General features: G+C 43.2%; 25 protein-coding genes and 1 riboswitch. Of the genes, 14 read left to right on the top strand and 11 right to left on the bottom strand.

Annotation, left to right across the window (positions count from 1 at the left end; all coding sequences use genetic code 11):
• The first annotated feature begins 103 nt into the window (after positions 1 to 103).
• The 9 genes from V6C27_02255 (at position 104) to V6C27_02295 (ending at position 8,478) form a co-directional block, all read left to right on the top strand.
• Complete coding sequence (locus tag V6C27_02255; GenBank protein MEG6615250.1) at positions 104 to 1,306, top strand: glycine betaine/L-proline ABC transporter ATP-binding protein; 1,203 nt, start codon at positions 104 to 106, stop codon at positions 1,304 to 1,306.
• Positions 1,299 to 2,126, top strand: coding sequence for a proline/glycine betaine ABC transporter permease (locus tag V6C27_02260; GenBank protein MEG6615251.1), 828 nt, complete (start codon positions 1,299 to 1,301; stop codon positions 2,124 to 2,126). The genes V6C27_02255 and V6C27_02260 overlap by 8 nt, the downstream gene beginning before the upstream one ends.
• A 25-nt stretch (positions 2,127 to 2,151) precedes the next feature.
• Positions 2,152 to 3,042, top strand: a complete 891-nt coding sequence (locus tag V6C27_02265; GenBank protein ID MEG6615252.1) for a glycine betaine ABC transporter substrate-binding protein — start codon at positions 2,152 to 2,154, stop codon at positions 3,040 to 3,042.
• Positions 3,043 to 3,203: 161 nt separating this feature from the next.
• Entirely contained in the window at positions 3,204 to 3,494 is a 291-nt protein-coding gene (locus V6C27_02270) for a hypothetical protein (protein MEG6615253.1), read from the top strand.
• Positions 3,495 to 3,559: 65 nt separating this feature from the next.
• Positions 3,560 to 3,693, top strand: a riboswitch (FMN riboswitch).
• A gap of 163 nt (positions 3,694 to 3,856) precedes the next feature.
• On the top strand, positions 3,857 to 4,960 hold the full coding sequence (ribD, locus tag V6C27_02275; GenBank protein ID MEG6615254.1) for a bifunctional diaminohydroxyphosphoribosylaminopyrimidine deaminase/5-amino-6-(5-phosphoribosylamino)uracil reductase RibD: 1,104 nt from the start codon (positions 3,857 to 3,859) through the stop codon (positions 4,958 to 4,960).
• The gene (locus V6C27_02280; GenBank protein ID MEG6615255.1) at positions 4,945 to 5,604 is read left to right on the top strand and encodes a riboflavin synthase; all 660 of its coding nucleotides are present in this window, start codon (positions 4,945 to 4,947) and stop codon (positions 5,602 to 5,604) included. Before ribD ends, V6C27_02280 begins: the two co-directional genes overlap by 16 nt.
• Positions 5,605 to 5,625: 21 nt before the next feature.
• Positions 5,626 to 6,852 (top strand): bifunctional 3,4-dihydroxy-2-butanone-4-phosphate synthase/GTP cyclohydrolase II, encoded by a 1,227-nt coding sequence (locus V6C27_02285; GenBank protein MEG6615256.1) that lies wholly within the window; start codon positions 5,626 to 5,628, stop codon positions 6,850 to 6,852.
• Positions 6,853 to 6,909: 57 nt separating this feature from the next.
• Positions 6,910 to 7,377, top strand: coding sequence for a 6,7-dimethyl-8-ribityllumazine synthase (ribE, locus tag V6C27_02290; GenBank protein MEG6615257.1), 468 nt, complete (start codon positions 6,910 to 6,912; stop codon positions 7,375 to 7,377).
• An 84-nt stretch (positions 7,378 to 7,461) separates the two neighbouring features.
• Positions 7,462 to 8,478, top strand: a complete 1,017-nt coding sequence (locus tag V6C27_02295; GenBank protein MEG6615258.1) for a nicotinate phosphoribosyltransferase — start codon at positions 7,462 to 7,464, stop codon at positions 8,476 to 8,478.
• Between the two features lie 153 nt (positions 8,479 to 8,631).
• Here V6C27_02295 and V6C27_02300 read toward each other — a convergent pair whose 3' ends face one another.
• The 4 genes from V6C27_02300 to rpmB all read right to left on the bottom strand — a co-directional run bounded on the left by V6C27_02300 (position 8,632) and on the right by rpmB (position 11,036).
• Positions 8,632 to 9,813, bottom strand: coding sequence for an MFS transporter (locus V6C27_02300; protein MEG6615259.1), 1,182 nt, complete (start codon positions 9,811 to 9,813; stop codon positions 8,632 to 8,634).
• A 56-nt stretch (positions 9,814 to 9,869) separates the two neighbouring features.
• Entirely contained in the window at positions 9,870 to 10,187 is a 318-nt protein-coding gene (locus tag V6C27_02305; GenBank protein MEG6615260.1) for a hypothetical protein, read from the bottom strand.
• 76 nt (positions 10,188 to 10,263) lie between these two features.
• Positions 10,264 to 10,692, bottom strand: a complete 429-nt coding sequence (locus V6C27_02310; GenBank protein MEG6615261.1) for a MarR family transcriptional regulator — start codon at positions 10,690 to 10,692, stop codon at positions 10,264 to 10,266.
• Positions 10,693 to 10,844: 152 nt separating this feature from the next.
• Positions 10,845 to 11,036 (bottom strand): 50S ribosomal protein L28, encoded by a 192-nt coding sequence (rpmB, locus tag V6C27_02315; protein MEG6615262.1) that lies wholly within the window; start codon positions 11,034 to 11,036, stop codon positions 10,845 to 10,847.
• 168 nt (positions 11,037 to 11,204) lie between these two features.
• Here rpmB and recG point away from each other — a divergent pair, with 168 nt between their 5' ends.
• On the top strand, positions 11,205 to 13,292 hold the full coding sequence (recG, locus tag V6C27_02320) for an ATP-dependent DNA helicase RecG (protein MEG6615263.1): 2,088 nt from the start codon (positions 11,205 to 11,207) through the stop codon (positions 13,290 to 13,292).
• An 84-nt stretch (positions 13,293 to 13,376) separates the two neighbouring features.
• Entirely contained in the window at positions 13,377 to 13,583 is a 207-nt protein-coding gene (locus V6C27_02325; GenBank protein ID MEG6615264.1) for a hypothetical protein, read from the top strand.
• Positions 13,584 to 13,788: 205 nt separating this feature from the next.
• Here the strand turns inward: V6C27_02325 and gpr are convergent, their stop codons facing one another.
• Positions 13,789 to 14,769 carry a GPR endopeptidase gene (gene gpr / locus V6C27_02330; GenBank protein ID MEG6615265.1) on the bottom strand — a complete coding sequence of 327 codons (981 nt, stop codon included), beginning with the start codon at positions 14,767 to 14,769 and terminating at the stop codon, positions 13,789 to 13,791.
• Between the two features lie 108 nt (positions 14,770 to 14,877).
• Between gpr and rsmD the strand changes: the two genes are divergently transcribed.
• From rsmD to V6C27_02345, 3 genes are read left to right on the top strand one after another with little or no spacing between them, the layout of a single operon-like run.
• Positions 14,878 to 15,465 carry a 16S rRNA (guanine(966)-N(2))-methyltransferase RsmD gene (rsmD, locus tag V6C27_02335; GenBank protein MEG6615266.1) on the top strand — a complete coding sequence of 196 codons (588 nt, stop codon included), beginning with the start codon at positions 14,878 to 14,880 and terminating at the stop codon, positions 15,463 to 15,465.
• Between the two features lie 18 nt (positions 15,466 to 15,483).
• Positions 15,484 to 15,972, top strand: coding sequence for a pantetheine-phosphate adenylyltransferase (coaD, locus tag V6C27_02340; protein ID MEG6615267.1), 489 nt, complete (start codon positions 15,484 to 15,486; stop codon positions 15,970 to 15,972).
• Between the two features lie 14 nt (positions 15,973 to 15,986).
• On the top strand, positions 15,987 to 16,433 hold the full coding sequence (locus tag V6C27_02345; GenBank protein MEG6615268.1) for a DUF3939 domain-containing protein: 447 nt from the start codon (positions 15,987 to 15,989) through the stop codon (positions 16,431 to 16,433).
• Positions 16,434 to 16,486: 53 nt separating this feature from the next.
• Here V6C27_02345 and V6C27_02350 read toward each other — a convergent pair whose 3' ends face one another.
• The 6 genes from V6C27_02350 to ylbJ form a co-directional block, all read right to left on the bottom strand.
• The gene (locus V6C27_02350; protein MEG6615269.1) at positions 16,487 to 16,690 is read right to left on the bottom strand and encodes a hypothetical protein; all 204 of its coding nucleotides are present in this window, start codon (positions 16,688 to 16,690) and stop codon (positions 16,487 to 16,489) included.
• Between the two features lie 161 nt (positions 16,691 to 16,851).
• Complete coding sequence (locus tag V6C27_02355) at positions 16,852 to 17,904, bottom strand: phosphotransacetylase family protein (protein MEG6615270.1); 1,053 nt, start codon at positions 17,902 to 17,904, stop codon at positions 16,852 to 16,854.
• 11 nt (positions 17,905 to 17,915) lie between these two features.
• On the bottom strand, positions 17,916 to 20,021 hold the full coding sequence (locus tag V6C27_02360) for an acetate--CoA ligase family protein (protein ID MEG6615271.1): 2,106 nt from the start codon (positions 20,019 to 20,021) through the stop codon (positions 17,916 to 17,918).
• Between the two features lie 146 nt (positions 20,022 to 20,167).
• Complete coding sequence (locus V6C27_02365; GenBank protein ID MEG6615272.1) at positions 20,168 to 21,358, bottom strand: acetate kinase; 1,191 nt, start codon at positions 21,356 to 21,358, stop codon at positions 20,168 to 20,170.
• Between the two features lie 121 nt (positions 21,359 to 21,479).
• Positions 21,480 to 22,163, bottom strand: a complete 684-nt coding sequence (locus V6C27_02370) for a phosphate propanoyltransferase (GenBank protein ID MEG6615273.1) — start codon at positions 22,161 to 22,163, stop codon at positions 21,480 to 21,482.
• 349 nt (positions 22,164 to 22,512) lie between these two features.
• Positions 22,513 to 23,691, bottom strand: coding sequence for a sporulation integral membrane protein YlbJ (gene ylbJ / locus V6C27_02375; GenBank protein ID MEG6615274.1), 1,179 nt, complete (start codon positions 23,689 to 23,691; stop codon positions 22,513 to 22,515).
• Positions 23,692 to 23,739: the final 48 nt, after the last annotated feature.

Below are 23,739 nucleotides of genomic sequence, written 5' to 3' on the forward strand. Positions count from 1 at the left end.
TTATATAGAGACAAATTTGTTCCGTATAAAGCAAAACCAATTACAAAATGCTATAGGTATATCCAAAGAAGCAGTAGAGATATTAAAGGAAGGTATTAAGTAGATGAAAAAATTAGTGGTTAAAGATCTAGTTAAAATTTTTGGTGATAATCCTAAAAAGGCCTTGCAAATGATTAAGGAAGGCAAAGACAAAGATGAAATTTTTGCTAAAACCAAACAAACGGTGGGCGTATATAATGCTAATTTTGAAGTGGACACCGGCGAGACTTTCGTAATCATGGGCTTGTCCGGCAGTGGTAAATCAACACTACTGCGTTGTTTAAATCGCTTAATTAATCCCACCAGTGGACAAATTTTAATTGATGGTGAGGACGTTGCCAAAGCAAATGATGAGCGGTTGCGCTATATAAGACGCCAAAAGCTGGGCATGGTGTTTCAAAACTTTGCTTTATTCCCCCACCGTACGGTGTTAGAGAATGCAGCCTATGGCCTGGAAATTCAAGGAATGGATGAAAAGACAAGACTGGAGAAGGCCGCAGAAGCTCTGGAATTGGTGGGCCTCAAGGGAAGGGAAGACTCGCGACCAGATCAACTTTCCGGTGGTATGCAACAGCGGGTGGGGTTGGCCCGGGCCTTGGCCAGTGATCCGGATATTTTATTGATGGACGAAGCCTTTAGTGCGCTAGATCCACTTATTCGTAAGGACATGCAGGATGAACTGCTGTCCATTCAAAGCCAGATGAATAAAACCATTATTTTTGTCTCCCACGATTTGGACGAGGCTTTAAAACTTGGTGATCGCATTATGTTGATGAAAGATGGCTCCATCGTGCAAATAGGTACGCCGGAGGAAATCCTTACCAATCCAGCCAATGATTACGTGGAGCGCTTTGTAGAAGACGTGGACATGACCAAAGTGCTGACTGCTGAAGGGGTAATGAAAAAGCCCGAGGCTACCATTACTATTAAGCATGGACCGCGATTAGCCTTGCGGATGATGCGGGATAACGGTATATCCAGTATTTTTGTTACCGCTAAAGATAGAAAACTTTTAGGTATTGTAACAGCTGATTGCTGTGTCGATGCGGTGGTAAATGGCAATAACGACATTACCAGATTAATTGTCCCCGATGTACCCCAAGTGACGCCAGATACTAACTTAAACGATGTCATTCCTCTGCTGGCGGACTCTAGATATCCAGTGGCAGTGGTTAATGACGATGGCAAATTAATGGGCGTGATTGTGCGTGGGGCTGTGCTGGCAGGCATGATGAGAAAAGGGGGGGACAATAATGGAGATGCCTAAAATACCTATTGGCGGAGCTGTGGAATGGTTTGTAGATTTTTTAGATATATATTTTGGCTGGCTGTTTGATTTGATCACCGATGTGGTTGAGTTCATGGTGGGCAATTTTACCGACCTTTTGATATTTTTACATCCCTTTATTTTCATTGCTCTAGTGGCTTTAATTGCTTGGCGTCTAGCTGGCAACAAAATAGCCATTGGTTCGATATTGGGCTTGCTTTTAATTTGGAATATTGGCATGTGGCAACCAGCCATGGAGACCATTGCCTTGGTGTTAATAGCAACCTTTTTATCTTTGCTGGTGAGTATACCCTTAGGTATTTTAACTGCTCGCAAAGAGTGGGTGCACAGAATAGTGATGCCAGTTTTGGATTTAATGCAGACAATGCCGCCCTTTGTATATCTAGTACCGGTGGTAATTCTGTTTAGAATTGGCGAGGTGCCAGGCTTGATTGCGACGGTGGTGTTTGCCATGCCGCCGGCCATTAAATTAACGGGCTTAGGCATTCGCCAAGTACCCAAGGAGTTAGTGGAAGCAGCGGAGGCCTTTGGCTCTACCGAAAGGCAAAAATTATTTAAAGTACAACTTCCTTTGGCATTGCCAACAATTATGACTGGGGTTAACCAATGTATTTTGTTGGCCCTGTCCATGGTGGTAATTGCCGCTATGGTTGGTGTTGGTGGACTGGGTGGCATGGTGTTGCGCGGTATCCAGCGTTTGGATGTGGGCATGGGATTTGAGGCTGGACTTTCCATTGTCATTATCGCCATTATCCTTGACCGCATTACCCAAAATATTGCTGGTAAGCCGAGAACATAATATTAAGTTTAGGGGGAGAGAAAACTTGAGGAAATTTACTAAATTATTAGCGTTACTGGCCACAGTATTGTTGATGACAGTGGCCTTGGTAGCTTGTGGCGGCAATGATAAGCAAGGTGACGCCGAAAAGCAGGCAGCGGACAATAAGGGTACAGTCAAATTGGGCTATGTGGAATGGGATTCCGAAGTGGCCAGCACCCATGTGGTTAAAGAGGTGTTAGAAAGTAAAATGGGCTATGAAGTAGAAGCCACTGCAGTGGATGCCGCCATTATGTGGCAAGGTATTAAACGCGGTGACTTTGATGCCATCGTATCAGCATGGCTACCTGCCACCCACGCCGATTACTATGCCCAGGTGGAAGGGGATGTGGAAAACTTAGGGCCTAACCTAGAAGATGCCAAAATTGGTTTGGTGGTACCTAGCTATGTGGAGATAAATTCCATTGAAGAGTTAAATAGTGTTAAAGATCAGTTTGAAGGTAAAATTGTGGGCATTGAGCCCGGTGCCGGTGTGGTTAATGCCACAGAAAAAGCCATTGCAGAGTATGGGCTGGACTTTAATTTGCAAACCAGCAGTAGTGCTGCCATGGCTGCTGAGTTAACCAGTGCGATAAAAGAGGAAAGGGCAATTGCAGTTACCGGTTGGACACCCCACTGGAAGTTTGCAAAATTTGATTTAAAATACCTAGAAGATCCTAAAGGCGTATATGGCGAAGCTGAACAAATTGACACCATTGTACGCAAAGGTTTAAAGGATGACGATGAAGAATTATATAATTTCTTGGACAAGTTCTACTGGACCCCAGCGGATATGGAAGCAGTGATGCTGAAAATTCAAGACGGTATGGATCCAGAAGAGGCTGCTAAGCAGTGGGTGGAAGAGAATAAGGACAAAGTAGAAGAGTGGTTAAACTAGTTTAACTAAACAGGTATCATCTAGTTTTGATGGTACCTGTTTTTGCCTTGCAGAGTGATATTTGTTGACAGCTACAGTGGTAAGTAGTAAAATTTCCCTTGTAACTTAAAGATATAAATGCTGTACAGTGGGCATTTTAATAACTGTGGAGGTGTACACATATGGAAAACTCTTATGATATTTTTGATACAACATTGATAGATAAACTGGTTTTATTGCAGCGGCAACAAAAAAACTTAGATGAAGGTGACGAGTTAAAATTTAAAGCTGACTTGGTATTCTTTGTTAATTTTCTCAATTCACAGTTGCGGAAAGATTTAACGGAGGCCGATGAGCTAGATATTGTTAAATATAAAGATTTTATTAGAGAGGATTATACTTTTAAAGATATTATAGATCGCCGCCTTAACAGTGCAAAAATTGCCCTGAAATTGTTGAAACAAATACAATAGTATAAGTAATTATTGACATTAATTAAAGCTGGTAATATAATCTAATTAAGTTGAACTTAATAAAGCGTAACCTTCGGGGACTGGTGTAATTCCGTACCGGCGGTGAGGATTTAATTCCAAGCCCGCGAACCCTTTTATTAGGGTGGATTCGGTGAAATTCCGAAGCCGACAGTTAAAGTCTGGATGGGAGAAGGTAAACATAAATCATTACGCAGGTGGTGTTTTTTTCACTTATACTTGCTTTAATGAGTTATGCTTATTTGTTTTGCCATTTTACAAACCCTGGAGGAAACTCTTGGGTTTTATTTTGTTTTGGGGGTGAAAAGTTGCAACAAGTGGACACTGACAGGGATATCTTCTTTATGCAAAAAGCACTGGAGTTGGCAGCTAAAGCCGAAGGTTACACCAGCCCTAATCCACTGGTGGGAGCAGTGGTGGTAAAGGATGGCCGCATTGTTGGCCAAGGTTATCACCAAAAGGCTGGGACACCCCATGCGGAGGTGCATGCCCTAAAGGATGCCGGCAGTTTAGCACTAGGAGCAACAATTTATGTCACGCTGGAGCCCTGTTGCCACTATGGGCGGACACCACCATGTACCGAAGCCATTAAAGCGGCTGGGATTAAAAGGGTGGTGGCAGCGATGACCGATCCCAATCCCTTAGTGGCTGGCCAGGGATTAAACTCTCTCAAAACAGCGGGCATCGAAGTTTCTTCTGGCATACTGGCAGAGGAGGCAGCCCAATTAAACGAAGTGTTTATAAAGTATATCACTAAAAAGCTACCCTTTGTGGCATTAAAGGCAGCGGTCAGCTTAGATGGTAAAATTGCCACCGTTATCGGTGAATCCCAATGGATCACTGGCACTGAATCCCGCTTATATACCCATTCCCTGCGTCACAAATACGATGGCATTTTGGTGGGTATTAACACTGTTTTGGCCGACAACCCCTCTTTAACCACTCGTTTGCCTGCTGGCCAAGGTAAGGATCCGGTGCGGATAATTCTGGACAGCAAATGCCGGACGCCGCTGGATGCTAAAATAATTAATCAAGCATCAGCAGCCCAGACAATTATTGCCACCACCAGTGGGGCCGATGTCGACAAAATAAAAGCCTTGGAGGCCCAAGGGGCGGAAGTAATAATCTGTGGGGATGCAGACACAGTGGACTTGCATCAACTGTTGCAGCAATTGGCCGCCAGAAAAATTACCAGTTTGTTGGTGGAAGGTGGAGCCGGTGTTCACGGTTCCTTTTTAACCAGCGGTTTGGTGGACAAAGTTTATTGGTTTATCGCCCCAATGCTAATTGGCGGCGACGCGGCCCCCGGCGCGGTGGGGGGATCAGGAATAAGACATTTAGAAGATGCGGTAAAATTAGATCGCACAACAATTCGCCATTTTGGCAAAGATATCTGTGTGGAAGGTTATGTTGCCCAAGGAGGTGGTAGACTATCTTTACTGGAATAGTTGAGGAACTGGGCACCATTAGAAGCATTACCAAAGGTGCAGATTCAGCGAAGTTACATATTAACGCCAGCAAGGTGTTGCAAGGTATTAAACTGGGTGACAGTATTGCTGTCAATGGTGTTTGTTTGACAGCAACCACCTTTAGTGATGATGGCTTTACTGCGGACTGCATGGCGGAAACATTGGCTAAAAGTAATTTGGGAGAATTGGCACCGGGCAGTGAAGTGAACTTGGAACGGGCATTGCGTTTGGGTGACAGATTGGGTGGACACATTGTCACCGGACATATTGATGGGGTAGGTTCGATAATTAAAATAGAACGCCATGACATCGCCATTTTAATTACCGTTAAGGCACCGCCGGCGGTGATGCGCTATATTATTAAAAAGGGCTCGGTGGCCATAGATGGCACCAGCCTAACGGTGGTGGATCACACTCCAGATACTTTCCAAGTGTCGTTAATCCCCCACACTGCCCACCATACTGTATTAGGGGGGAAAAAAGTAGGGGATCAAGTTAATTTGGAAGGCGATGTGTTAGGTAAATATATCGAAAAATTGATGGGTCAAAGGCAAGAAAATAGTGATCCTAAAAGTCCAGACAATATATCGATGGACTTCCTAGCTAAGCACGGGTTTCTCTAATTAAATTAAGGGGGTTTTAATGTGACCTATAAATTCAACACAGTTGAAGAAGCAATTGAAGATATAAAACAAGGTAAAATGATTATTGTGGTGGACGATGAAGATCGCGAAAACGAGGGGGACTTAGTGGTGGCAGCAGAAAAGGCCACTCCAGAAGTGGTAAACTTTATGGCCACCCACGCCAAAGGTTTAATTTGCTTACCAATCGAAAACAAACGGGCGGATGAACTGGATCTGCCACTGATGGTGACCCACAACACCGACCCCAATGGCACCGCCTTTACCGTTTCCATTGATGGGAAAGATTCTACCACCGGTATTTCTGCCTATGAGCGGGCAATGACCGTTAAAGATGTGCTGAACCCCAACACCAAACCAACGGATTTGCGTCGGCCCGGTCACATCTTCCCATTGCGGGCCCGGGAGGGTGGCGTGTTGCGCCGTTCCGGCCACACCGAAGCAGCGGTGGATTTGGCTCGCCTGGCGGGATTGTATCCGGCCGGGGTAATTTGTGAAATTATGAAGGACGATGGCACCATGGCCAGAGTGCCGGAATTGATGGAGTTTGCTGAAGAACATCGCCTAAAGATTATTACCGTGGCTGCGTTGATTAAATACCGGCGCAACCATGAAAAGTTAGTTAAGCGGGTAGAGACGGTGCATATGCCCACCAAATATGGAGACTTCAATGCGGTGGCTTACGAAAGTTTGCTGGATGGCGAAGGCCACATTGCTTTGGTTAAAGGGGATTTACAAAGCGTAGAAGCACCGCTGGTTAGGGTGCACTCCGAGTGTTTAACCGGTGATGCCTTTGGCTCGTTGCGTTGCGATTGCGGTGATCAACTGGCCACCGCGCTGCAACAAATAGAGCGAGAAGGGGTTGGGGTGCTGTTATATATGCGGCAAGAGGGCCGCGGCATTGGTTTAATTAACAAAATGCGGGCCTATAAACTGCAAGAAATGGGTGCCGACACTGTGGAAGCTAACGAAGCCTTGGGCTTTCCTGCAGACCTGCGGGACTACGGAGTGGGGGCGCAAATTTTAGTGGACTTGGGTTTATCCAAAATTCGGCTATTGACCAATAACCCCAGAAAAATTGCCGGCTTAGAAGGTTACGGCTTAGAAGTGATGAACCGAGTGCCGATAGAAATCCAACCCGGTGAAGATAACCAATTTTATTTGAGTACCAAAAAACAAAAAATGGGCCACATGCTCAAGTTACAAGGCTTAGAGAAAAAAGAAGCATAACAAACACATAGTGCGTAAAAAAATTAAATTAAATTAATATTTTAGGAGGAACATATCATGTCACAAATATTTGAAGGACATTTAATTGGACAAGGGTTAAAAATTGGTATAGTGGTCAGTCGTTTTAATGAATTTATTTCTACCAAACTCCTTTCCGGGGCGCTAGATGCATTAAAAAGGCACGGCGTAAATGAGATGGATGTTGATGTGGCTTGGGTACCCGGAGCCTATGAAATTCCTTTGTTAGCAAAGAAAATGGTGGAATTAAATAAATATGATGCGGTAATTACTTTAGGTGCGGTAATTAGAGGCAATACACCTCACTTTGATTATGTTGCAGCGGAGGTTTCCAAAGGGGTAGCAAAGGTTGGTTTAGATAGCGGTATGCCGGTGATCTTTGGTGTATTAACCACCGATACCATTGAGCAAGCAATTGAGCGGGCTGGCACCAAGGCTGGTAACAAGGGCTGGGATGTTGCCACCAACGCCATTGAAATGGCCAACTTGATGCGGACCCTTGGTTAAGTCCAATTCAGTTGCGGTATAATAAATTGTAAAATCAATGATGATGGGGTGTTTAACCTGGAGAAAATCAAACCTCTCAATACTTTGCAGGAAGTAGAAGAGTTGGAAATGCCCTCGGAAGGTAGACTGTTTTCTGCAGATAATGAAGAAATTAAACGGGGTTATACCACTGACATATATTTTGTTAAGACAATGGAAATACTCAAAGGGCTAAATTTGACAAATACCACGGTGGTGGCAGAAATATTTGCCAGCCGGCCAGGGGTAATGTGTGGCACTGAAGAGGTGAAAAATCTACTGGCCGGGCTGCCCATTGAGGTAATGGCTTTACCCGAAGGAGAAACCTTTGGAGCTAAAGAAGTGGTGATGCGGATCACTGGTCGCTACACTGACTTTGGCATTTATGAAACAGCTATACTGGGCATTTTAGCCAGCTCCAGCGGCTGGGCCACCGCCGCCAGGGAATGCGCCGATGCGGCGGGAGATAAGGGCATGATCTGTTTTGGTTCCCGTCACGTTCACCCAGCGGTTTCGTCGGTGATGGAACGGGCGGCATTGGTAGGGGGAGCCGACGGGGCCAGCAATATTATGGGGGCCAAGTTTTTGGGCCAGCAGCCCAAGGGTACTGTACCCCATGCAGTTTCTTTGATTGTGGGTGATACCGTGGAAGTTGCCAAGGCTTACCACCAGTGTATGCCCGCCGGCTCACCCACCATTGTTTTAGTGGATACCTTTAAAGATGAAGCCGAAGAAGCGCTGCGGGTGGCGGAAGCACTGGGTGAAAACCTAGCCGGAATTCGATTGGATACACCATCCGAACGGGGTGGTGTAACCCCACAATTGGTAAGGGAAGTGCGGGCCAGATTAGACCAAGCTGGTTATCAGCACGTTAAAATTTTTATCTCCGGTGGTTTAACGGTGGAACGCATACAATTGCTGAAGGAGGCCGGAGCTGACTCCTTTGGAGTAGGCAGTTACATATCTGGTGCCAGTGCCATCGACATGACCATGGATTTGAAAGAGATTAACGGCAAGCCAATAGCTAAACGGGGGCGGATTCCCGGCATTACCAAAACAGATAGATTAACAAAGATTATGTAGTAACAAAAGGCTGGGAAGGTTGCATGAACATTCCCAGCCTTTGCTAATATAGTCTCCATGCCATTGACCCAGGGCCCAAGGGAAAATATACTAAATAGAATTGCCGATCTGGTAATGACATATTTAACTATAATCCAATTGAATTTAAAGAAATCAACTAAGTTGTGTGTTTGGCCTCTTAGCGTCCTTCAAAAAGAATATCGCCATGGGAATCACAATAATTAAACCGCATGTTAAGTACATATAGGATAGCCCAATTTTATTAGATACCAATCCTAACATAATTGAGCCAACCCCAATACCTAGGTCGAGGGCGGTAAAGATAGTGCCATTAACAGCACCTCTGCGAAATGGCTCAACGCGATTGATGGCCATTGCTTGAATTGTTGGTTGTATAATACCAAAGCCAACGCCCATGGTAATGGCCGATAAAATAAATAATAAATAACCCTTGGCAGCAAAAAGCATGGTAAATGCTGTGGCTAAAGCAACAAAGCCGATGAACATAATCTTATTAGGACCGTGTTTATCAAAATGTTTACCGGCATATGGTCTAACAAATAGCAGCGCGACACCATAAATGAGGAAAAAGAGCCCGGCGTTGCTAATATTTAATTCTTTGGCGTAGATGGTGATAAACGTCATAATGCCCCCATAGGCTAAATTAACAAAAAACATTACCACTGACAGGGAATAGACCCGAGGTTCTAAAATACTGTTGAGAGTAAGCTTTTTCTTTGTGTTTTCCTTATAATCCTTAGCTAAGGTTTCCTCATAGTTAGTACCCAACAAAAATAAAAGACCCATGGCTGCCAGTATCGCACCAACCAAAAATAAAGTGTTAAAACCATATTGGTCCAGGATATAAAGGCTGATAATTGGACCCAGTGCCATGGCAAAAGTGCCGGCTAAGCCAAAATAACCCATGCCTTCGCCTCTTCTGGTAGCAGGAACAATATCGCTGGCCAGTGTTCCGGTACCGGTTGAGCAAAAGCCCCAGGAGAAACCATGAATTGCCCTTAATGCCAAAAGTAGCAACAAACTGGTGGTAAAACTATATGCAAAGGTTGCGATCACAAAGACTGCCAATGCCAATAACACAACCTTTTTTCTACCAATAGTGTCCAGCAGGTAACCCGCTATTGGTCGGACGATCACCGCGGCAATGGTAAGCACTCCGACAATATATCCCACCTGACTATCATTGCCGTGTAAAACATCGGTAACATATACCGGCAGTGTAGGGATTAAAAAATAAAAACTTGTAAACAAAAATAAGCTGGTTAAACATATAAAGATGAAGTTTTTAGTCCACAACGGTTGTTGAACGCTCATAAGTAATCTCCTTATAAATTCAATATTGTAAGTAGTGCTTAAGCATTTATAAAATATTATTTTTTAATAAATCTATCGGATATAGTATGAGAGGATTTTGTTTGTTGTTTTCTATCGAAGGATATGATTTTACAGTTGGTCTGAATTTGAACATCTGATTGCCGTGACCACCAATAGAATGTTGAAACATGCTGCCCTAATTCAATAAGTTGTGGATTTCTAACTACATAGGTTTGTTGGCTACCAAGGGGAAAATATCTGTAGCCGTCTGAAAATTTTTTAAGGATATAACCACCTTGTTGGTAGCAATCCGGATCAAAGAAAGCCTTTTTTCGGGCATTGCTTGGGAGTCTAAAAACCAAATCTGTTTTCATAATTATCCCCCCAAAATAAGTATTTTATCTCCAGAACAAGAAAAATTGTCCTGACAATCATGTCAACCTAAGTGTTTTAAGAATCTAAATTGCGATATATTTTATTAAGTACAGTTTTAACCAACTCAATTTCCTTTTCACTAATGCCGCTGATGGCTTTATCTAAAGCTTCAAAGGCCAGAGGATATAGTTTGTTTTTTAACTGTTTTCCTTCAGAGGTAAGATAAATTAGAAAGGATCTATTGTCTTTTGGATTAACTTGTCGCCATATATAGCCTTTTTTTTCTAACTTTGAAAGCATTCTTACGGTGGTGGGTTGATCTTTTGAAGTTAATTGGGCCAAAACTTTAGGCGAAAGGCCTTCTTGCACCCATAAACGGTTTAGAACTGCCCATTGCTCAGGGGTGACGCCATATTCTTTAAAGCTGTGTAATAAACTATTCTTCATCTTTGTGTTAGTGCGATTAAGAATAAAACCCAGGCTGTTATCTAAGTTAATGTTCATTTTATATCTCCTCTATATTTAATTGTCAAGACAATTATATTATTTAATAAATGTAATTGCAATCCAATTAGTTAAATTTGCTATTATTATGTATTACTAAAAAGGCAACAAAAAAAGCCCACCAATAAGGCAGGCCTTTAGCACTATCTGGATTACATTGCACGTTGAACTTTGCCGCTACGGAGGCAGCGGGTGCACACCAGAATACGTTTAGGAGTACCGTTAATTACTGCGCGTACGCGCTGTAAATTAGGCTTCCAAACTCTTTTGGTACGAATATGTGAGTGGCTCACTTGGAATCCTGATACCATACCTTTGCCACAAACCTCGCATTTTCTGGCCACTGCGATACACCTCCTTTATATACAATCAAAAAGTTGATTTTCTTCCAAAATCTCACTACGCTAGTATACCATAAAGAAAAGTAAATTACAAAGCTTTTTTATGGATGCTTCAATGCCTTTACCTTGACATCAACCGATAGTCGTTAGAAAATAAGGGTAAAAATAATAATGGTGATAAAATTGAACGATATACTTAATAAACAGGTGCAATACTTAAAGGGTGTGGGACCGAAACGGGCTTTGTTACTGCAAAGAATTAATATCTTTACCGTTGGTGATCTGTTATATCATTTTCCCCGGGATTACCAAGACCGCTCCAATATAAAACCTGCCCATAGCTTTGAACATGGTGAAACTGCCACTGTAATTGGACGGGTATTATATGCCCAGGAACTTAAACCCCGCCGAGGTTTAACGGTAATAAAGCTGTCCATTGATGATGGTGCCAAGGTGTTCCAGGCCATTTGGTTCAACCAAAAATATATTATCAAACAGTATCCCCCGGGCACATTATTGCTGTTAACCGGTCGCATTGACAAGAGTTTTCGCAACTCGGTTCAACTACAGGTGGTGGACAGTGAAAAAATAGATGATCCAGATAAAGCCAAGCAAGAAAGCCATATCATCCCGGTCTATGCTTTAACCGAAGGCGTCACTCAAAATGTCATGCGGGCGATGATGCAAAGGGCTCTGCATAATGTTGGCGAACTGAGTGAATTTATGCCGGTAAACCTGTTAACAAAATATAAACTGCCATCACTGAATCAGGCGTTGCAAGACATTCATCATCCCCAGGATAAAAATGCCATTGTGCAGGCCAAGCGCAGATTTATTTTTGAAGAATTATTCTTGCTGCAATTAATGTTGGCTAAACGGCGGCAGAAAAATCAACGGTTAGAAAAGTATCATCGCTATCAACCCGGTGAGGGCCCATTAGTGCAACAGTTATTGGCTAAGTTGCCGTTCAAACCTACCACCGACCAGATTAAAGTGTGGACGGAAATTTATCATGATTTGGACAGCCCTTATCCAATGAACCGACTATTACAAGGAGATGTGGGCTCAGGAAAGACATTAATTAGTGCGTTAATGTTGGTTAAGGCGGTGGAATCCGGTCTGCAAGGAGCTTTGATGGCACCCACCGAGATACTGGCTGAACAGCATTACATTGGATTAACCCAGTGGCTACAACCATTGGGAATTAAAGTGGGTCTATTGACCAGTAGTATTAAGAAATCCCAGCGGGAAACGTTGTTGGCCCAATGTGAAAGTGGCCAGTTGCAGGTTTTAATTGGCACCCATGCGTTAATCCAAGAGGTGGTCAATTTTAAAAAATTAGGGGCAGTGGTGGTGGATGAGCAACATCGTTTTGGCGTCAAACAAAGAATGGCGCTACAAGCCAAGGGCAATTTGCCTGACGTGTTGGTAATGACTGCCACTCCCATTCCCAGGACAATGGCCTTGACGGTATATGGGGATTTAGAGATGTCAGTTATTTATCAACTACCTCCGGGCCGAAAACCAATACGCACTCATTTTGTAAACCATAAAAGAATCCGCGATGTTTATTCTTTAATTAAGCGGGAAGTGTCCCAAGGACGTCAAGCCTATATAGTTTGCCCGTTAGTGGAGGAATCCGAGGCTTTAGATGTACAATCGGCGGTGGATTTGGCTGCAGAGTTGTCCCAAAGTACCTTTAAGGAAATGCGGATTGGGTTGTTGCACGGTCGCATGCGGGCAGAGGAGAAGGAAATGGTGATGCATGACTTCCGAGCGGGAGAGATTGATGTATTAGTTTCCACCACCGTCATTGAAGTGGGGGTGGACGTATCCAATGCCACGGTAATGGTTATTTTAGATGCCGATCGATTTGGCTTAGCCCAATTACATCAATTGCGCGGGCGGGTTGGTCGTGGCAAGCACCAATCCCATTGTATTTTAGTTGCTAACCCCAAGACCGATGAAGGTAAAAAGCGAATGGCCGCCATGGTTAATTCCAATGATGGTTTTGCTTTAGCAGAAGAGGATCTGCGTTTGCGTGGCCCGGGGGAATTCTTAGGATTTAAACAATCCGGAGTGCCGGAATTTAAAATTGCCAATCTAATTAGGGATCGACAGGCGATGGAATATGCTCGCCACGAAGCCAGCCTGCTGGTGCAAAAAGACAGCGGCTTTAAAGCAGATGAGCATCATCTTTTGGTCAAAGAACTACAGCGACGCTTTGGCAATAAGGAAGAGTTGTTGAATATCGGTTAACTTTATCGATACGGTGACTTTTGCATTTTTTGAATGAACAGCCTACCTGTGGTGATAATAATAAAAAAACTGGAGGTGGCAAAAATGATTGCTGGTAAAAGGGATTTTCCGATGAATGATAAGCAACAGAACTTTGCCTTTGAGGTGGCGCAGGAGATTGGCGTCAGTGGCAAAAAGCAACGCAAGCCAGGGTTGACAGCGCCCAGCACTGGGGCAGACGCATTGCAAAAGGATGCTTTAACCAAAACCGATCACGGCAATGATACCGAGAGATTTGTTCCAAAATTTTAAAGGTTAAAAGTGCTAACATAGATTTTATATGTAGTGTCCATAATAACACTAGATTAAGCGCCAACTACAAAAGACAAAATAGCGTTATCTGAACAGGGGTGCATTCCAACCCACCCCAAAGTGAGCGCGCTCTAAAGGTTGGTGTAAGAACAAGCGGACTTATAAAATTATAAGGACCGCTTGTTCCTTTATTAATGGTAAATTATTAGTGTAGGTACATGCTGTATTCCTCGGAGGAAATACCTTGGTGCAGTGATGTGGATATACCACCGGCAATGATTTTTGAGGTGTTATCTATTAGCATGTCAATTTCTTTGGGAGTGACCATTAAATGACCACCAAAGGGAGCCAGCACATCGGCAATTGCATCCTGAACCGCCTGTTGCTGGTAGGCCTGGTATACGCCGGGGTTTGTTTTAAAATTTTCAAACAGCTGATCAATGGCATCTGCAGCAATAACCGCAGCATGGCAAACTGTGGGCATGCCAACGGCGATTACAGGTACCCCTAGGGTTTCTTTATTGAGCCCCTTGCGTTTGTTACCAATTCCTGAGCCCGGTGATACTCCAGTATCCGCAATTTGAATGGTGGTGGCAATGCGCTCAACACTGCGGGATGCCAATGAATCAATGGCGATTACCAATTCAGGCTGAATATTATCTACAATCCCTTTGATGATTTCTGCTGTTTCAATGCCAGTAATGCCCAGCACCCCTGGGGCCACAGCACTGACTGGCCGCATGCCATCCCGCACTTCACTGGGGGCATAATTAAATATGTGCCGTGTCACCAGCACTTGCTCCACTGCTTTGGGACCTAAGGCGTCGGGAGTGGCATTCCAGTTGCCCAAGCCAACCACTAACACGTTGGATTTAGCAGTGAGGTTATACAAGCCACTTAAATGTTTGGCCAGCACTTCCACAACCTCTTGATGCACTTCTCGATTATTATCCCGCAGGCCTGGGGCTTCGATGGTAATATAGGTGCCCTGGGGTTTTCCCATAATTTCTTCGGCAGCCTGTTCGAGAATTCTTACTGTGGTGACCGCTGCATGTGTGTAATTTTCTTTGTCCATTGCTACCCCAGGGATTTCTTGTCCGGTTTGACCACGAACCACTTCTTGGGCTTCGATGGCTAAGTCTAGATTAATGCCAAGGGAAGATAAGAATCTATCATTAAGAGACATGGTGGTCCTCCTCTAAAGTTTAAATTTATTTTTAACTAAAAAGACATAAATATACATAATTTTGTAATATAGCTAAAAAAATCGATTTTTTGGAAACTATATGCTATAATGAACTTATTTATGAAAGGATTGTTGGTTTTGCGAGTGATTGCCGGTATCGCTAAAAAAACCCAGCTAAAGAGTCCCAAGGGCATGAATACCAGACCGACAACCGACAGGGTAAAGGAAGCAGTTTTTAACATACTAGCTCCGGTGGTGGTGGAGAGTACTTTTTTAGATTTATTTTCCGGCACCGGTGGTATGGCCATTGAAGCTTTGAGCAGAGGTGCGTCCCAAGCGGTGTTAGTGGAGAAAAACCCCAAAATGGCCGCTATTATCCGGGAAAACTTAAACCTTACCAAACTTTTTCCCCGGGCAGAAGTAATGGTAAAAGATATTTATGCCGCCATCAAAGCGCTGGCTGAACATCAAAGAAAATTTGATATTATTTACATTGATCCACCATACTATGAGGATCACTATCAGCGGGTGTTGATGGAGATCAGTGAATACCAAATATTGAATGTGGATGGTATGGTTGTTGTAGAAAGTAGCAAAAAAATGCCTCCGGCAGATAAGATAGCCACAATGACAGTGATGCGCAGACAAGTATACGGCGATACAATAATAAATTTTTATCAATCAATACAGCAATAGGTGGAGGATACATATTTCATGCGTATAGCGATTTATCCAGGTAGCTTTGACCCCATTCATTATGGTCACTTAGACATTATTGAACGCTCTGCTAAACTTTATGATAAGTTAATTGTGGCGGTGACCACTAACCCACAGAAAAAGCCTTTATTTACCAGTGAAGAACGAGTTGACATTTTAGAACAGGTGCTGCAGGACTATTCCAACGTTTTTGTCGAGTCCTTTGAAGGATTAACTGTTAACTATGCCTTAAAGCAAGGAGCCCAAGTGTTGGTAAGGGGTTTGCGAGCAATAACCGATTTTGAGGGTGAGTTTGTTTTTGCTTTAACCAATAAAAAACTGGTGCCAAATGTTGAAACCGTTTACTTAATGACTAGGTCAGAATATTCATTTATTAGTTCCAGTTCGGTGAAAGAAGTGGCCTATTATGGTGGCAATGTTAGTGATATGGTACCGTCATTGGTGGCAGAAAAGTTAAGCATAAAATATAAAGGAAACACAAAATAAGGGAGGAGAGATTGATGGAGCTCCTAAAAATACTAAATGAGCTGGAAGAATTTATAGAAGAATGTCCCGGGGTACCATTGAGTAAACGCATCATGGTGGATGAAAATGTGCTGCTTGATTATCTAGATCGCATTCGCACCACGTTGCCAGATGAAGTGAGACAAGCGAAGCTATTAATTAAAGAGCGGGAAAAAATCTTAGCCGAATCTAAACGTGAAGCCCAACAGATGATGGATGACGTGCAGCGCCAGATTGAAAAAACAGTTGACCAAGATGAAATAGTGGTGCAAGCCCATGCTAAGGCCAAAGAAATTGTTCAACAAGCTGAACAAATAGCTAGCGAAATAAGGTTAGGGGCTCGGGATTACGCCGACGAGCTACTGGCCCACCTGGAAGAAAATTTGCAAAAAATAGATGCCCAAGTTAAAGCCAACAGAGAAGAATTAAAACAGATGAAGTAAACCTGAGCTCCCCAAATATATCATTGGGGAGCTTTTATATTTGCAACTGTTGCCTAGGGGCAGTTCATAAACATTGCGCCCCACCGAACCGGGATAAACGGAATAATACTGAATGACCCCTTGGGGATCAACAAAAAAGTGGCCCGGGGGGCATTGCCTTCGGCGGTATAGAAGAACAGCATTACCCACTGTCCCCGATGATCAGCTAACTTAACACTAATGGGGTCACCCCGTTTTAAACAATATTCCGGCATCATATAAAAAACCTCCTTTTATTTACCATGTTATGAATGGTGGAAAAAGGAGGTAAAGAAACAATTATGAATTAAGAATGCTGAATTTTGAATTATTAAAACTAGCCATTCAAAATTCGTATTTTAAAATTAAAATAATCGTTCGAACATGTGGCTTTAGACAATTACTTCAATTCATCCAAAATAGCTTGCCAATCGATATATCGTTCTACATTTTCCAGAGCTAATTTAATACTGCGCTCATCGTCGGCTTTAATGCGGTGTGAAACCTCTGACATCCGTTCAATGGTGGCAAAGGTATCGTAGTGTACTAAAATAACTGGAACCCCTTTTTCCTTAGCCTTGGCGATTACCTTTACGTCGGGGTATAAACCGCCGGTTAGGATAATTACAGATGTGTCAGTCTCTAACGCTGCCAATGCCATGTCCGCCCGGTCACCGCCGGTAATGACGGCTTTGTTGGCCGAGCGGCGCAGGTAGTTTAACGCACTTTCAATGGTCATTGCTCCGACGATGGAATCTTCCACCAGACGCATTAATTGATCTGCACCGGTGAGCAACTCTCCACCCAATACTTGATAAAGGTGTTCAACTGTGGGGGCGTTCAGTTCTGCGCACCGGGGAACAATGCCGAGGGTTTTGAACCCGTTTTCTTCTAGAATTTCTTTGTAGACGCCCTCGGTTTTGGCCAAAATTTGTCGGGGAACGTTATAAAACACGTTGCCCACCACTTGGATGCCTTGGCAATCGAAGAAACGATTGAAAAACATGGCCTGGTCAAGGCTGTAATCGTTTTTAATCTTTACCATTTGTAACAAAGCAGCATTAAACTTTTTAGCCAATGTGGGTACATCAAAATTCATGCTGGCCATGGCATGGGGAAATATCGCCCCATCAATCAGCACAATGTCAGCATCCTTGTTAATTTCTTGATAAGCTTCACTGATTTTAGCTTCCAGCTCGGTTGATTGGTGAAACCGAGTTAAATAAAAGGGGCTGGTTGAACAGGGAACAATGGTTTCAATGGGTTTATCAATTTGTAGTAATTGTTTCATTAACAGTGCATCTTCGTCAATTGAACCACCGGTGGCGGTGATGGCGCCGATTGGTTTAAAATAGCTGACCCGATAGCCTATTTGCTGAAGCTTTTGCGCTAATCCCACCGCCATGGTGGTTTTGGAAGTGCCTGCCGAACCTGTAATATAAAGGTTTTTCACTGTTTAACACCTCACGATATAGTTATTTTAATATCTATAGCTGATAATCCTTCTGAATAAGCAAATATCGGGTTAATGTCCATTTCAGCAATTTCTGGAAAATCAGTCACTAATTTAGCTACCCGACCAATGACATCAATTAAGGTATAAATATCGGCTGGCCGTTGACCGCGGTATCCCTTTAATAAAGTGTATGCTTTGGTTTCGGTAATCATGGTATCGATTTGCCGTACAGTGATGTCTTTGGCAAAGCGGAAAGACACGTCCTTTAACAAGTTAACATAGATGCCCCCTAAACCAAAGGCCACCATTGAACCAAATTCTAGGTCTTTGTTCATGCCTATAATCAGTTCGGTGCCTACCGGCATCATTTTTTGTACCTCGATGCCGTAGGGCAGTACATCGGGTAAGTAACGCTGTACATTCTCCATTATCTGCAAATAACCTTCCCGAACCTTTTCGGCACTATCGACATCCAGCAGCACTCCACCAACATCGGTTTTGTGCTGAATTTTTGGCGATGCCACTTTCAGCGCCACTGGATAACCAATTTCTTCGGCTAGTTTTACCGCTTCATCGGCTGTGGTTGCCAGCAGCAGTTTGGCAGATGGAATGCCGTATGCTTCAGCAACGGTATAGGCTTCATTGCCCAACAGCACCCGTCGGTTGTCCCTAAAAACATCATAAAATACTGCTTTAACAGCATTTTTATCCACGTCATTATAACGCAGTGGTTCGTCATTGGTTAGCGGACGATTGCTGAAATCGGCGTATTTAACCATCCCTTTAAGGCTAAAAATCGCCTGTTCTGGGAAGGTGTAGTTTGGTATATTAGCAGCAGTTAATATTTGTACTCCGTCATCTAAAATGGGCCCGCCCATAAAGGAAGTAAAGATTGGTTTATGGGGATATTTTTTGTGCGCATCTATAATGGCTCGGGCAATGGCAACCGGGTCTGTCACCGCTGTGGGGCAAACCAGTACCACTGCACAGTCCACAAATTCATCGGCCAATGCCTGTTCTAAAGCGAACTGATATCTGTCGGCCTGGGCGTCACCAAGGACATCAATGGGGTTGTAAATATTAGCTTCCGGTGGCAATGTTAGCCGCAGCGACTCGATGGTTTCCCGAGAGAATCTGGCAACCCCTAAACCATTATTTTCTATGGCATCAGAAGTGACGATACCAGGACCGCCGGCGTTGGTGATTATAGCTACTCGGTTGCCCGCTGGCAGTGGTTGATATGAAAAGGCCCGGGCCAGATCAAACAGTTCGGTCATTGTCTGAGCGCGAATAACACCGGTATGTTCAAAGGTAATTTCATAGGCTAAGTCACTGCCACCCAGCGCACCGGTATGTGAGGTGGCTGCCAGGGCACCGGCGGCACTGGTACCAGATTTAAGTACAATAACCGGTTTTTTGCTGGTGGCTTTGCCGGCTGCTTGGATAAATTTTTGACCGTTATTAACATCTTCTATGTAAGCGATGATCACTTTTGTATTGGGGTCATCCGCCAATGCCTCAATAAAATCAGCCTCGTTTAGTTGGGCTTTGTTGCCCAGGCTAATCACTTTAGAAAAGCCCAAGCCGGTGTCTAAACTCCAGTCCATAATGGAAACCAGCATAGCACCACTTTGGGATATAAAAGCAATATCCCCTTGTTTGGGAAAAACAGCTGAAAATGAAGCGTTTATTGGGGTGATTAAGTCCATAATGCCGACGCAATTAGGCCCCAGCAAGTTCATGCCGCCATTATTGCAAATTTGTACCAGCTTTTTTTCTAATTCCATCCCTTCGGTACCTGTTTCTTTAAAACCGGCGCTTAGCACAATGAGGTTTTTAATACCTAGGCCAGCTGCTTCCTCTGCGATGTTGAGGCAAACATTAGCAGGTACCGCCAGAATTGCCAACTCCACCACTTCATTGATGGCAGTGAGTGATGGGAAACATTTAAGGCCGTTAATCTGATCATATTTGGGGTTTATTGGATAGACTTTGCCTTTAAACCCACTGTTAACGATGTTTTGAATGACTGCATAGCCAATTTTGCCAGGTGAGTTAGAAGCCCCGATAACGGCCACACTTTGGGGATTTAAAAAACTTGTTAAGTCTGCCAAGTTCTCACCTTCTTTAGAACTAAATTAATACCATTATATGCCACTGGCAATTTCACTGTCAATTGATCTATCTTAAAGGGCTTTCGCCAAAGTGACAATAGTAGGTTTAAATAAAAAGGAGGAAGCACAGCCTCCTCCTTAAAATATTATTTTACCAGCTCTTCAGTTTCGGTAGCGATCATTAATTCTTCGTTGGTGGGGATAACCATAGCAACGGCGTTGCCGGCTTTGGTAATGATTTGCTCTTTACCTCTGACATTGTTCTTTTCTGGATCAAGTTCCAACCCTAGGTAAGCCATGTCGGCCAGCACTTTTTCCCGGATTTCGATGTCGTTTTCACCAATACCACCGGTGAAGACAACTGCATCTAAGCCACCCATGGCAGCGCTGAAGGCACCGATCCATTTTTTAACGTTGTAAACAAACATATTGCGTGCCAATGCAGCCCGTTGGTTGCCTTTGGATGCGGCATTTTCTAAATCTCTAAAGTCGCTGCTCACGCCAGAGACACCCAAGACACCGCTTTGTTTATTCATCAAATTATTTACTTCGCCGGTGCTCTTGTTTTCTTTGTCCATAATATATGTCACAATTGCTGGGTCAATGTCACCGGTACGGGTACCCATTGGCAAACCGGCCAGTGGGGTGAAGCCCATGGTGGTATCCACCGATTCACCGTTTTTAACAGCAGTGATGCTGGAACCATTGCCCAGGTGACAAACAACAATTTTTAATTCATTAATGGATTTACCTAGCACTGCTGCTGCTCGGCCAGACACATACTTGTGGGATGTACCATGGAAACCATATTTGCGAATACCGTACTTTTCATAGTATTCGTAGGGCAATGCATATTGGTAAGCATAGTCTGGCATGGTTTGATGAAAGGCGGTATCAAATATGGCCACCTGGGGTGCCTTGGGCATTAACTCTTGGCAAGTTTTAATACCAACAATGTTTGGCGGATTGTGCAATGGAGCCAAATCTGAAACTTCTTCCAGTGTTTGTAGTACTTCGTCATCAATTAAAACAGCTTTGTTGAATTTTTCGCCACCATGGACCACCCGGTGACCAACGGCATTAATTTCAGAGATGCTGCTGACCGCACCATATGTGGCATCGGTAATGCAGGATATAAGCTTTTCTAAGGCTACTCTGTGGTTTGGCAGAGCATCATCCAGTACCAACTCACCACCGGCGGTTTTTTTATGTTTAATTCTTGAGCCCTCTAAGCCGATCCGCTCAGCCAAACCAGAAAGCAGGGCTTTGCCTTGGTTCATATCCAGCAGTTGGTATTTTAATGATGAACTGCCACAGTTAACAACTAGGATAATCACTAGGTATCCTCCTTTTATATATGTAATGTAAAATTTATAACCCAGGTTAAACTGATTAACCTAGGTTATAAAGTCAGTCTATTTTTATCTAGTTTTAGCTTAAATTCAGTCTAAAATACAACTATTTATTTAGAATTTCTGAAATATGACCTTTATGAATATAGGCGTTTAGTATATCACCGTTTCTTAAACCAACGGCATTGGCCTCGTCGGTATCCACATGCATTTCTAGTTTAAAGTTGTCACTGACGCGAACCAATACGTCGCCAAAGATAATTCCACGGGGACCTTTGGCCCGAACGCTTACTTTGTCGCCATCTTTTAATTTGAGTTTTTCGGCAACGGAGGTGTGCATATGAATGTGGCGAGCGGCCACAATGGCACCTTCCTCTAAAACAACAGTGCCTTTGGGTCCCACCAAAGTGATGGGGGCAGAACCAGCTAAATCGCCGGAATCTCTTAATGGTGCTTTAATGCCCAGTTTAAAACTATCTGTTAAAGTGATTTCAATTTGGGTTTGCTTGCGTGCAGGTCCCAGAATTCTCACTTTTTCAATTACACCCTTAGGACCCACCAGCATTACAGTTTCTTCACAGGCGTATTGACCTGGTTGGGATAAGTCCTTAAGTTTGGTTAATTCATGTCCTTCACCATATAGTGCGGCAATGTGGTCTACGGATAAGTGCACATGACGGTTGGAGATACCAACAGGTACTTCAAATATTTCTGGCTTTATAACAGTTAGGTTATCCTTTTTGTTGGTTCCCTCAACGGTAATTTTGTCTTTAATACTTTCATTTAACATTAAACTTCACTCCTTCTTTGGAAACTTAATATTTTAAAACAAATAAATTTTGGAATCAGTGTAAGTATATTGTATCAATAATATAATTTGATGGTCTGACCACCTTTTTCTTATATAAACATTGTGTATATTTTCATTATGACTCACGTTCAAACGGAAAGTCAATGATTGCATAAAATGTTAGAATTTTAACTATAATCTCAACTTGCTTATTTTCCTTATATTATCTCTGATTAATCCGGCAATTATATCTGGTGATCAATAGTAGTATTGGGGATTAAAGTATAGAAATAAAAAGTTTAAAGAAAAGCTGAGTGTTTTGCTAAAGGCTTGGCGATCACCAAGCCTTTTAATTCCCTTTAACTAACTTAATGGCCGAATTAAATAATTGATTCAAAAATCCCAGCAAAATAAAAAGTAACAATATAATAAGGAATATTTTAAAACATTGACCGGTTACAGCCCATGCTGAAATTACCACGTTGTCTGCACTTGACAGTGTGGGCACATCCAACCACCCTTTCTCCATCGGGTTTGACCAGGTCCAAAACAGATAGGTATACAATGCACCTAGAGTGGAATGGGCTAAGCGGGTAAAAATGTATGGATATATTCTGATATCGGTATCGGCAATTAAGCTGGCCACTTGGGCGTGAATGGATAGACCGCTCCATCCTAACATCATGGCGGTGGCCAGCAATTGTTGAAGCAGCGGAGCGTTGGTTTCACTGGCCAGCTTTGTGCCCAACGTGATTTCAAATATGCCGCTGGCAATGGATTTATAAACATCCTGTTCAAAGCCTAAAAAAAATAACGCCGCTGAAAATAATTGCGCCAATAAATCGATAAATCCCATCTCGGTAAGTAGACGAATAATGACAGCAAACAAAATCATAAACCCGCCAATTTTTAATAGAGTATTGATGGAATTAGTGACAGCATCGCCAATAATCTGACCAATGGGTCTTTTTTCGTTCCGGTGATAGCGGGACAATTCCGCGAAGGAACGCTTGATGACGTTATGAGGAGATGACTGACTGGCAATTCGTTCGCCATCCTTTGGACGATAAAATCTTAGCATTAGCCCCAATGTTAAGTTGGCCAGGTAATGGGCACCCACGATCAGACCCCCCAACTTAGGGTTGCCAAACATACCAACAGAAACTGCCACCAGCATAAAGAGTGGACTAGAATTGTTGGTGAAGCTCATCAGACGTTCTGCTTCCACCCGGGTACACATGTTGTTGCGACGCAACTTGGCGGTAATCATAGAACCGATGGGACAACCGGATGAAAATCCCACCACCATCACAAAGGAACCACAGCCTGGCACATTAAAGAGGGGGCGCATAATCGGTTCCAGCAAAACCCCCATAAAACTTACTATTCCCAGGCTCATCAGTAATTCCGAGGCAATAAAGAAAGGCAGTAGCGAAGGAAAAACAATATTCCACCACGCCTGCAAACCAACGGTTGCCCCTTCATAAACTGTTTTAGGTTGAATAATCATTAAATATATAAATAGCATGACACAGCTGGACCAAAATAACTTTGTGATGCTTAAATTCGATTTGTT

Source organism: Peptococcaceae bacterium 1198_IL3148, from assembly GCA_036763105.1.
Classification (GTDB): domain Bacteria; phylum Bacillota; class Desulfotomaculia; order Desulfotomaculales; family Desulfohalotomaculaceae; genus JBAIYS01.